Annotated in this window: 7 protein-coding genes; all 7 read right to left on the bottom strand. The window is 72.8% G+C overall.

Annotation, left to right across the window (positions count from 1 at the left end):
* Positions 1-818: flavodoxin-dependent (E)-4-hydroxy-3-methylbut-2-enyl-diphosphate synthase (gene ispG, locus AB0F62_RS06895; RefSeq protein ID WP_361792956.1), on the bottom strand; the 818-nt coding region annotated here is incomplete at its 3' end.
* Positions 819-920: 102 nt separating this feature from the next.
* A complete protein-coding gene (locus tag AB0F62_RS06890) occupies positions 921-2246 on the bottom strand; it encodes a site-2 protease family protein (protein WP_361792954.1) in 1326 nt (441 codons plus the stop codon).
* On the bottom strand, positions 2243-3511 hold the full coding sequence (gene dxr, locus AB0F62_RS06885) for a 1-deoxy-D-xylulose-5-phosphate reductoisomerase (protein ID WP_361792952.1): 1269 nt from the start codon (positions 3509-3511) through the stop codon (positions 2243-2245). The genes AB0F62_RS06890 and dxr overlap by 4 nt, the downstream gene beginning before the upstream one ends.
* Before the next feature lie 89 nt (positions 3512-3600).
* Positions 3601-5538: an acyl-CoA dehydrogenase family protein gene (locus tag AB0F62_RS06880; RefSeq protein WP_361792950.1), complete on the bottom strand. Its 1938-nt coding sequence runs from the start codon at positions 5536-5538 to the stop codon at positions 3601-3603.
* Positions 5539-5660: 122 nt separating this feature from the next.
* Complete coding sequence (locus AB0F62_RS06875; RefSeq protein WP_361792948.1) at positions 5661-7853, bottom strand: M48 family metalloprotease; 2193 nt, start codon at positions 7851-7853, stop codon at positions 5661-5663.
* A 146-nt stretch (positions 7854-7999) separates the two neighbouring features.
* Complete coding sequence (locus AB0F62_RS06870; protein WP_361792946.1) at positions 8000-9445, bottom strand: aldehyde dehydrogenase family protein; 1446 nt, start codon at positions 9443-9445, stop codon at positions 8000-8002.
* A 91-nt stretch (positions 9446-9536) separates the two neighbouring features.
* Positions 9537-11072, bottom strand: a complete 1536-nt coding sequence (locus AB0F62_RS06865) for a PucR family transcriptional regulator (RefSeq protein WP_361792944.1) — start codon at positions 11070-11072, stop codon at positions 9537-9539.
* Between the last annotated feature and the right edge of the window lie 221 nt (positions 11073-11293).

Genomic DNA, 11293 nt, shown 5'->3' with positions numbered 1-11293 from the left:
CGCTGCCGCAGGTTCAGCGACTCCAGGATCTGGATGCCGACCTTGACCTCCTCCGCCGGAGGAGCCGACAACGACACCCGGATCGTGTCCCCGATGCCCTCGCTCAGCAGCGCGCCGAACGCCACCGCCGACTTGATCGTCCCCTGGAACGCCGGACCCGCCTCGGTCACCCCCAGGTGCAGCGGGTAGTCGCACTGCGCCGCCAGCAGACGGTAGGCGTTGACCATCACCACCGGGTCGTTGTGCTTCACCGAGATCTTGATGTCCCGGAAGCCGTGCTCCTCGAACAGCGAGCACTCCCACAGCGCCGACTCCACCAGCGCCTCGGGCGTCGCCTTGCCGTACTTCTCCAGCAGTCGCTTGTCCAGCGACCCGGCGTTGACCCCGATCCGGATCGGCGTGCCGGCGTCGGAGGCCGCCTTGGCGATCTCCTTCACCTTGTCGTCGAACTGCCGGATGTTGCCCGGGTTCACCCGCACCGCCGCACAGCCCGCGTCGATCGCCGCGAACACGTACTTCGGCTGGAAGTGGATGTCCGCGATCACCGGGATCTGCGACTTCCTGGCGATGGTGGCGAGGGCGTCGGCGTCGTCCTGCGAGGGGCAGGCGACCCGGACGATCTGGCAGCCGGAGGCGGTGAGCTCCGCGATCTGCTGCAGCGTGGCGCCGATGTCGGCCGTGACGGTCGTGGTCATGGACTGGACGGAGACCGGGGCGTCACCTCCGACCGCGACCGATCCGACCTGGATCTGGCGGCTCTTGCGGCGGTCGGCGAGCTTGATCGGAACGGACGGCATCCCGAGCGAAATCGCGGTCATGTGCGTGGCATCCCCAAAGGTACGCGGATCGTGGTCCCGGCGGCGTGGGCGGGCTCCGATCCCCGAGATTACGTCACGCCGCCCACGCGCCTCACATCGCGGCTAGGTCAAACGCACCGGATTGATGAGATCCGCGGCCATGACCAGCGCCGTGAAGCAGATGAAGATGCCGGCGACCACGTAGGCGACGGGCATCAGCTTCGCCACGTCGAACGGGCCGGGGTCGGCCCGGCGGAAGACCCTGGCGATGTTCCGGCGGACGGACTCCCACAGGGCGCCCGCGATGTGCCCGCCGTCGAGCGGAAGCAGCGGGAGCATGTTGAACAGGAAGAGGGCCAGATTGACCCCGGCGAGCAGGCCCACCATCGTGGCGATCTTCTGCGTGGCCGGCAGCGGCAGCGAGAAGATGTCGCCGCCGAGACGGGCCGCGCCGATCATGCCGACCGGGGAGTCGGGCTGGCGCTCCGCGCCGCTGAAGACCGCGTTCCACAGTCCCGGGATCTTGCCGGGGAGCGCCGCGAGGGACCGGACGCCGTCCTCGGCCGTGGTGGCCATGTGGTCGAGCGACTGGCCGAAGTCCAGCCTCACCACGCCCTCCGCGGGCGTGAAGCCGAGGAATCCGGCCTGGACGTACTGGTCCTTGACGATGCCGCCGTGCCCGTCGGTCTTGACGACCTTGTTGGCGATCAGGTTCGCGTGGAGGTCGACGGTCCTGCCGTCGCGCACGACGGTGATCGTGGCGGGGCCGATGGTCTTGCGGATCTCCTTCTGCAGCACCGTCCACTGGCTGTCGTCGACCTTCACCCCGTTGAAGGCCACGATCCGGTCGCGCTGCTGCAGACCGGCCGCCTTGGCGGGAGCGGCCGGGTAGTCCCCGAGGGCGCAGGGGTTCTTGGCCTTGAGGGCCTTGGTGTCGGAGGCGGGGACGACGCAGTCCGAGACCGAGCCGACCGTGGTGGTCTGCGTCTGCAGGCCGAAGCCCATGAAGAGCGCCAGGAAGAGGCCGAAGGCCAGGATCAGGTTCATGAACGGGCCGGCGAACATGACGATCACGCGCTTCCAGGGCTTGCGCGTGTAGAACATCCGGGTCTCGTCGCCCGGCTGCAGCTCCTCGTACGCCGCGGAGCGGGCGTCCTCGATCATCCCGCGGAAGGGCGAGGTGGACCGGGCGGCCACCCGGCCGTCGTCGCCGGGCGGGAACATCCCGATCATGCGGATGTAGCCGCCCAGCGGGATCGCCTTGATGCCGTACTCGGTCTCACCCTTGTGGCGGGACCAGATCGTCGGCCCGAAGCCGACCATGTACTGCGGTACGCGGATCTTGAACAGCTTGGCCGTGGAGAGGTGGCCGAGCTCGTGCCAGGCGATGGAGACCAGGAGGCCGACCGCGAAGACGGCGATCCCCAGTGCCCACATGAGTCCCGTCATACGCGTGCCGCCTCCGTTGTCGCCTGTTCCGCAGCCAGTTCCCGGGCGCGGGCCCGCGCCCAGTTCTCCGCTTCGAGGACGTCCTCCACGGTCAGGGAGGTTCCCTCCGCGGGAGTGCCGTGCTCCTCGACCACCCGTGCGACGGTGTCCACGATGCCCGTGAAGGGCAGCGTGCCCGCGAGGAACGCGGCCACGCACTCCTCGTTGGCCGCGTTGAACACCGCGGGGGCGGTACCCCCGAGGCTACCGACGTGGCGCGCGAGCGCCACCGCCGGGAACGCCTCGTCGTCCAGCGGGAAGAACGTCCACGTGGCCGCCTTGGTCCAGTCGCACCCGGGCGCGGCGTCGGGCACCCGCTCGGGCCAGCCGAGGCCCAGCGAGATCGGCATCCGCATGTCGGGCGGGCTGACCTGGGCCAGCGTGGAGCCGTCAGTGAATTCCACCATCGAGTGGATATACGACTGCGGGTGGACGACGACCTCAATGCGGTCGAAGGGAATGTCGAAGAGCAGGTGGGCCTCGATGACCTCCAGGCCCTTGTTCACCAGGGTGGCCGAGTTGATGGTCACCACCGGGCCCATGTCCCAGGTGGGGTGGGCCAGCGCCTGCTCGGGGGTGACCCCGGCCAGCTCCTCCTTGTCCCGGCCGCGGAAGGGGCCGCCGGAGGCGGTCACCACGAGCTTGCGGACCTCGGCGCGGGAGCCGCCCATGAGCGCCTGGAAGAGCGCGGAGTGCTCGGAGTCGACGGGGACGATCTGGCCCGGCTTGGCCACGGCCTTGACCAGGGGGCCGCCGACGATCAGCGACTCCTTGTTGGCGAGGATCAGCGTCCGGCCCGCCTCCAGGGCGGCCAGGGTGGGGCGCAGTCCGATCGAACCGGTGATGCCGTTGAGGACGGAGTGGCACGGGCGGCCCGCCAGCTCGGTCGCGGCGTCCGGGCCCGCCAGGATCTCCGGCAGGGGCTCGGTCCCGTAGCGCTCGGCCAGCGCCTCCCGCAGCGGGCCCGCGGCGCTGTCGTCCGCGACGGCGACCGCGGAGACGGCGAGCTGCCGCGCCTGGTCGGCGAGCAGCTCCACGCGGCCCCCGGCGGCGGACAGGGCCACCACCCGGAAGCGGTCGGGGTTGCGCAGGACGACGTCGATGGCCTGGGTGCCGATCGATCCGGTCGAACCCAGGATCACGATGTCGCGGGGGCCGTCGTGCGCGGCGGTGGCCGCGTCCGGTCCGGGCAGCCGCAGGTGCGGGTCGGCGAGAGAGTCCGTCATCCCCCCATTGTGTCCGGTCGCCGAGACGGCGAGGGCACCGCCTCCGGGAAGGCGGTGCCCTGTGCGCGGGGAACGCGGCCCCGGTCCGCTCAGCGGATCGGTCGGTGGACGTTCTCCTTGCGGGAGGCGCCCGGGGTGGTGTCGGCGATCCACGGGCCGTCGCTGGAGGGGTCGACGATGCCGGACTCCAGCCAGGTGTAGGAGCCGCCGAGGACCCCGTCGACGACCTTGCGGTCGATGGCGTCGGTGTTGGTCCACAGGCGGCCGAAGAGCTCCTCGACGCGGATCCGCGACTGACGGCAGAAGGCGTCGGCGAGCTGGTAGGCCTCGCGTCCGTTCTCGCCCCGGGTGCGGAGCATCTCGGCGCGGACGCAGGCGGCACTCATGGCGAACAGTTCGGCGCCGATGTCGACGACGCGGCCCAGGAAGCCCTGTTTGGTCTCCATGCGGCCCTGCCAGCGCGACATGGCGTAGAAGGTGGATCGGGCGAGCTTGCGGGCGTTGCGCTCGACGTAGCGCAGGTGGGCGGCGAGGTCGGGGTGGCCCGCCGGGTGGAAGGCGGCGTACGCGCCGGGGATCTGGCCGGGGCCGGCCACGAGCTTGGGCAGCCAGCGGGCGTAGAAGCCGCCTGCCTTCATTCCGGCCTTGGCCTTGTCGCCGAGCGCCTTGTCGGGGTCGATGAGGTCCCCGGCGACCGACAGGTGGGCGTCGACGGCCTCGCGGGCGATCAGCAGGTGCATGATCTCCGTGGAGCCCTCGAAGATCCGGTTGATCCGCAGGTCGCGCAGCAGCTGCTCGGCCGGGACGCCCCGTTCGCCGCGGGCGGCGAGGGACTCGGCGGTCTCGAAGCCGCGGCCGCCGCGGATCTGGATCAGTTCGTCGGCCATGGTCCAGCTCATCTCGGAGGCGAAGAGCTTGGCCAGCGCGCCCTCGATCCGGATGTCGTTGCGGTCCTCGTCGGCCATCTGGCTGGACAGCTCCATGACGGCCTCGAGGGCGAAGGTGGTCGCCGCGATGAAGGAGATCTTCGCGCCGACGGCCTCGTGGCGGGCGACCGGCTTGCCCCACTGCTCACGAGCGACCGACCACTCGCGGGCGATCTTCAGGCACCACTTGCCGGCCGCGACGCAGGACGCGGGCAGCGAGAGGCGGCCGGTGTTGAGGGTGGTGAGGGCGATCTTCAGTCCGGCGCCCTCGGGGCCGATGCGGTTCTCGGCGGGGACGCGCACCTGGTGGAAGCGGGTGACGCCGTTCTCGATGCCGCGCAGGCCCATGAAGGAGTTGCGGTTCTCGACGGTGATGCCCTCGGAGCCGGCCTCCACGACGAAGGCGGTGATGCCGCCCTTGTGGCCCTCGCTCTTCGGCACCCGGGCCATGACGACCAGCAGGTCGGCGACGACGCCGTTGGTGGTCCACAGCTTGACGCCGTCGAGGACGTAGGAGTCCCCGTCGGGCACGGCCGTGGTCGCCAGGCGCGCGGGGTCGGACCCCACGTCGGGCTCGGTGAGCAGGAAGGCCGAGATGTCGGTGCGGGCGCAGCGCGGCAGGAACCGCTCCTTCTGCTCCGGGGTGCCGAACATCTTCAGCGGCTGGGGTACGCCGATCGACTGGTGCGCCGACAGCAGCACTCCGATGGCGGGGCTGGCGGACCCGACGAGGGCCAGCGCCTTGTTGTAGTACACCTGGGTGAGGCCGAGGCCGCCGTACTTGGGATCGATCTTCATGCCGAGGGCGCCGAGCTCCTTCAGCCCGGTGATGACCTCGTCGGGGATCCTCGCCTCACGCTCGATCAAGGCCCCGTCCACCTTCGTCTCGACGAAGTCGCGCAGTTTGGCGAGGAACTCCTCGCCGCGCTGGACCTGCTCGGTCGACGGTGTGGGGTGGGGATGGATCAGGTCGAGCCGGAAGCGGCCCAGGAACAGTTCCTTGGCGAAGCTGGGCTTTCGCCATTCCTGTTCGCGGGCGGCCTCTGCGACCTGGCGCGCTTCGCGTTCGGAAACGGTGGGGCGGGCGGATGCTGCGGACATGGGGGCGTCACCTCGCGTCGGTTACCGACCGGTGCTACTTGTTCGTTAGTACCCCGGTTCCGGCATGGTCACCAGCCCTCGCGCACGGAGCGCGAGGGGCCGGTGACCCGTCCGACGGCGATTCAGGCCGACGCGAGCAGCTTGCGCAGCGGCGCCGTGTCCGGTGCCGCCCCGCCCTCGGCGACGGGGTCGGCGAGGGCGTCGACGGCGGCGCCGAACTCCGCCTCGTCGGTACCGTCGGCCAGGATCAGGAGGACGCCCTGATCCCATGTCAGTTCCCAGCGGGCGGCGCCGGATTCGGCGAGCGCGAGGCCCGCGAGCGCGGCGACGCCCTGGTGCAGCGCCCCCTCGGGCAGCCCCTGCGCGAGGGCCGGGAGGCGGCCTTCGTCGGCGGCGTCGAGCAGCGCGCCCAGGCTCGGCTCGATGCCGGCGGCCGACAGCGCGGCGCGCAGCGGCGCGGCGTTGTCGGCGAGCGCCAGACGCACCGCCGGATCCGCGAGCGCGCTCCACTCCACTCGGGTGAACGCCTGGGCCTCGCCGCTGAGGGTGGCCGTCTCCAGGGCGATCAGCACCTGCTCCCGGTCGTGCAGCAGCTCCAGGGCCGGGCGGTCCGGTCCGGCGGCCTCGGTGCCCGGCACGTCGGCGGGCGCCGCCTCGACGAGACGGACGCGCTCGGCGATCGGGGGGTGCGAGTCGTACGGGGAGCGCTGCTCGCGGGGCAGCCGGACACGCATCCGGGCGAGTTCCCGGCCGCGGGCGGGGTCGGCCAGGAAGCGGGGCAGCCCGCCGTAGACCTCTCCCGCGGGCGGCAGCAGCCCGGCGGGGGCCCCGAAGCCGGCGTACTGCCGCATGTAGTGGTCGAAGGCGGCGCCCAGCACCGGGATCTCCCGGAGCGCGGAGGCGGTGGCGTCCCGCCCGGCGAGCCGGACGGCGGCCTGGTCGGCGGCGAGCTCCTGGGTCCGGCCGACGCTGTGCGAGGCGCGGAGGTAGAACTTGGCGTACGCCGTGTAGATCGCCGCCATCGCCCGGTAGGTGATGCCGGCGCCGGAGGTGTCGATCTCCTTGGCCTTGCGGCCCTTGGATAGCGCCTTGGCGGCGCGCTCCTCCTGCTTGGCCTGCTCCTTGCCCTGGGCGCGGGCGGCGCGCTCCTCGAAGTGGGCGATGGTCCGCAGGACGCGCTCCTGGCCGCGCAGGGTGATGGCGGACAGCCGGGTGTCGCTGTTGCCGTAGTGGCCCAGCTCGTGGGTGAGGACGGCGTGCAGCTGGCGCTCGGTCAGCCCGGCGAGCAGCGGGACGCCGATGTACATCCGGCGGCGTCCGCCGATCAGGCCGAGGAGGCGGGACTTCTCGGACACGGCGGCGTTGACCTCGCCGATGAGCACGATCTCGTCCGGGGCACGGGTGCCGTAGCGCGCGGCGAGGTCGCGCACGGCCGCCCACAGCTCGGGCTGCTGCTGCTCGCCGACGGGGACCCCCGCGGGGCCGTCGTCCTGGGGGCGCCGCAGCATGAACATGCCGCGGACGATCGGGATGGCGAGCACGAAGCTGACGATGACCACCTTGCCGGTGAGCCCGCCCACGCCCCAGGAGGCGACCAGGACGTCGACACCGGCCAGCACCGCGAGCAGGACCACGCTCAGCAGGTAGAAGCCCGCGAGCAGGACCAGGGCGCGCACGGCACGGAACGTGGAGCTCTTGGCCGGGGCCGTCTCCGTGCCGGCGGGCAGCGCGGCCTCGGCGCGCACGGCGTCCTCCGGTACACCGGCGTCGGCGACGCCGTCCGGCGAGGTCAGCGAGGAGACGCCGACCGTCGCGGACGGCACGCCGAGCGCCGCGCAGACCTGGCGCAGCAGGTCGTCCGTGCCGGGCTTGGCCTCGCCGGGCCGCGGGTCGTTGCGGACCTCGGCGAGAGCGGCGGCCGCGTCGGGCCGGCCGAACCACTCGGCGCAGCGGGCGGCCTGGGCGTCCCACTGGGCGCGGTGTTCCGCGTACTCCTCCGGGTCGGTGGGCGGCTCCCAGTCCGCGGCCCACACCATGCTCTGCGTGCCCGTGGCGTCCGGGCGCAGGAACACCGCGTACGCGACCTGGGGTGTCCCGACCAGCACCACGGCCGGTGTGTCCAGCCGCCGGGCCAGCTCCCGCCCGGCCGGCACCACGTCGTTGATGCCGAGGCCCTCGCCTTCGGTCTCCGGCGCGTCGAACAGCACCTCGGTGCCGCCCTCGCCCCCGGCTATCCAGCCGCCCACCGGCCCCTGGGCCACTGCCTCCGCGGTCGCCCCGGCCTCCGCCGCGCAGACCACCGCATACGTTGCCACCTTGCGTTTCCCCTCCCCGGCGCCTGCCTGGCGCCCTTTCGAGAGCGTCACCTTACGTGCTCATGCCGACAGCGCGCACAACGCGGCCGGGACGCACCGCACATGCGCCCCGGCCGCTGGAAGGGGTGGCTCCTTTGTCGTGGGGACTACAGGGCGAGACCGGTCAGGACCAGGACCCGCTCGTAGGTGTAGTCGTCCATGGCGTACTTGACGCCCTCGCGGCCCACGCCGGAGTCCTTGACGCCGCCGTAGGGCATCTGGTCGGCCCGGTAGGAGGGGGCGTCGCCGATGATGACGCCGCCCACCTCCAGCTCGCGGTGGGCGCGGAAGGCGGTCTGCAGGTCGTGGGTGAACACCCCGCTCTGCAGGCCGAACTTGGAGTCGTTGACCGCCGCGAAGGCCTCGTCGGCGCCGTCCACCTTGTGCAGGGACAGGACGGGGCCGAAGACCTCCTCGGTGGCGATGATCGCGTCCGCGGGAAGGTCGGCGAGCACGGTCGGCTCGTAGGCGGCGCCGTCGCGCCTGCCGCCGGTCAGCAGCTTGGCGCCCTTGCCCAGCGCGTCCTCGACCCACGACTCCACGCGCTCGGCGGCCTTCACGTCGACGAGCGGGCCGACGTCGGTCGCGTCGTCCGAAGGGTCGCCGGTGACCTGCGCGCGGACCTTGGCGACGACCTTCTCGACCAGCCGGTCGTACACGGACGCGTCCGCGATGACCCGCTGGACGGAGATGCAGGACTGGCCGCCCTGGTAGTTGGAGAAGGTGGCGATGCGGTTCGCCGCCCACTCCAGGTCCTCCTCCGAGGACCAGTCCGCGAGGACGACGGCGGCGGCGTTGCCGCCCAGCTCCAGGGTGGTGTGCTTGCGCGGCACCGAGTCCATGATCTGGTATCCGACCCGGTCGGAGCCGGTGAAGGAGATGACCGGCAGCCGCTCGTCCTGCACCAGGGCGGGCATGCGGTCGTTCGGGACGGTGAGCACGCTCCACGCACCGGCCGGCAGGTCGGTCTCGGCCAGGATCTCGCCCAGGAGGAGCGCGGAGAGCGGGGTCGCCGGGGCCGGCTTCAGGATGATCGGCGTGCCGACCGCGATCGCCGGGGCCACCTTGTGGGCCACCAGGTTCAGCGGGAAGTTGAAGGGCGCGATGCCGAGCACGCTGCCGCGCGGGAAGCGCCGGGTCAGCGCCAGGCGGCCGGTGCCGCCGGCGTCGGTGTCCAGACGCTGGGCGTCACCGCTGTTGAAACGCCGGGCCTCCTCGGCGGCCCAGCGGAACACGGAGACGGCGCGGCCGACCTCGCCGCGGGCCCACTTGACCGGCTTGCCGTTCTCCGCGGTGATCAGCCGGGCGATCTCCTCGGTGCGCTCGGCCAGCCGCTTCGACACATGGTCGAGGGCCGCGGCCCGCACATGGGCGGGAGTCGCGGCGAACTCCGCCTCGACGGCCTTGGCGGCGGCGACGGCCTCCTCCACCTGGGCGGCGGTGGGCACGCCGACGGAGGCCACGACGCTGCCGTCGTACGGGTTCACGACATCGAAGGTGTCCTCGCCGGTGGCGGGGCGGCCGGCGAGCCAGAAGGAGGTGGGGGTGCTCATGCGGACCACGGTAGGGCGGGCGTCACCCGGTTGGGCTTGTCCAGTGCGTCCTACGGGCCGGGCCGCATACGACGTTTTGGCAGGACTCTCCTCAGCCGGACGACTTGAGGGCCAGCCACAGCTCCATCCGGACGTCCGGGTCGTCCAGGGAGCGTCCGAGGATCTCCTCCACACGTCGCATCCGGTACCGCAGCGTGTGCCGGTGGACCCCGAGGTCCGCCGCGGCGGCGTCCCACTGCCCGTGCCGGGACAGCCACGCCCGCAGGGACGCGACCAGGTCGCCGCGGGCCGTGGCGTCGTGCTCGCGCAGTGGGCGCAGCAGCCCGTCGGAGAAGGCCCGTACGGCGTCGTCACCCAGGAGCGGCAGCATCGAGCCCGAACCGACCTCGTCGTGCTCGACGAGGCTGCGACCGCGCCGCCGGGCGACCGCCAGCGCGCGCTCGGCCTGCTCGTGCGCGCCGGGCACCCCCGCGCAACCCACCGCCGCGGACAGCCCCGCCACCAGGTCGTCGCTCCCGTCGATCGCCGCCACGCAGGCCGGCATCACCTCGCCGCCGGCGGCCGCGAGCACGGTCAGCCGGTCCCCGTCCCGGACCGCCAGCACGGGTTCCGCGGCCCGCATCCCGGCCGCCTCCACCCGCTCCGCCAGCAGCCCCACCGCGTCCCCCGCGACCTGCGCGGGCTCCGCGACCAGGACCCGCACCGGAGCGTCGAACAGCCCGCCGTACAGCCGGCCGGCCACGGTGCGGGCGTGCTCGGGCTCGCCCACCAGCATCATCCGCAGCAGCGCGGCGCCCAGCCGCTGCTCGGTGTCCTGCAGCGCGCGGGACTGCTCCAGGGAGAGCGTCAGCAGCGCGACGGCGGCGTGCACGAGGTACCGCGCGGAGGTGTCGAGCCGCTCCTCCGTACAGACGGCGAGGAACCCGCGGGGGCGCCGCCCGGTGCCCAGCGACTGCAACTCGACGCGGTCCTCCGTGCCGGCCGGGCCGGCGACCGCCGCGCTGGCCGGGGCCGGCCTGCCGCGCAGCCGCTCCACCTCGCCGGCGAGCCGCGCCGCCCGCCGCCCCGCCCACTCCGGCGCGGCCGCCACCACGGCGCCGGAGGCGTCGTACAGCGCCGCCCAGCCGTCCAGATGCGCCGCCAGCCGGGCCAGCAGCGCCGCCGTCCCGTCCGGCGCGAGCGCCGCCCGCGTCAGCTCCCGCTGCGCCTCGAACCCGGCGGTCACGGCCTTGTACCGGTCGGCGGCGATCTCCGCGGAGACGGCCTTGCTGATCGCGATGAACGGGGTCTTGCGCGGCACCTCCAGCAGAGGCAGTCGGTGCGCCGCGGCCGCGTCCACGAGGGCCTGCGGCACGGTGTCGTGGCTCAGCCCCACGCCGAACCCGAGGCCCACGACACCGGCGCCGGCCAGCCGTTCCACGTACCGGGCGAGTGCCTCGGGCGACCCCACGTCGAGCTTGAGCCCCGTGGTGAGCAGGAACTCGCCGCCCTCCAGGTACGGCGCCGGGTCGTCCAGTTCGCTGGTGTGCACCCACCGGACGGCGGCCTCGTCCAGGTGGTCGCCTCCGGCGAGGACGGCCAGCTTCAGTGCGGGGTTCCGCAGCAGCGAGGCGAGCGTGGGGGGCACGGGCTTTTTCTCCATCGCGGAGTGCGTTCACATCCGATTCTGCCTCACCGTATACCTCCGGTGGTTTGTGCGGGGTACGGCTGCGGGTGCGTGGTCGTGTGCGGGTGCGGTGTGGTTGATGTTGGGGGTTTCCCCGCCCGCCCTCCCGATTGCCCGGCGCAGTCAGGCACCGCGCCGCTGCGTGTGTGGTGGGCCGGGGTCGGGGCCTCCGGGGCTGGGCA

This window comes from Streptomyces sp. NPDC026673, assembly GCF_040638135.1.
In the GTDB taxonomy this organism is placed as follows: domain Bacteria; phylum Actinomycetota; class Actinomycetes; order Streptomycetales; family Streptomycetaceae; genus Actinacidiphila.
The sequence above is the reverse complement of the archived record's forward strand: the minus strand, read 5'-3'. Positions and strand labels throughout refer to the sequence as shown.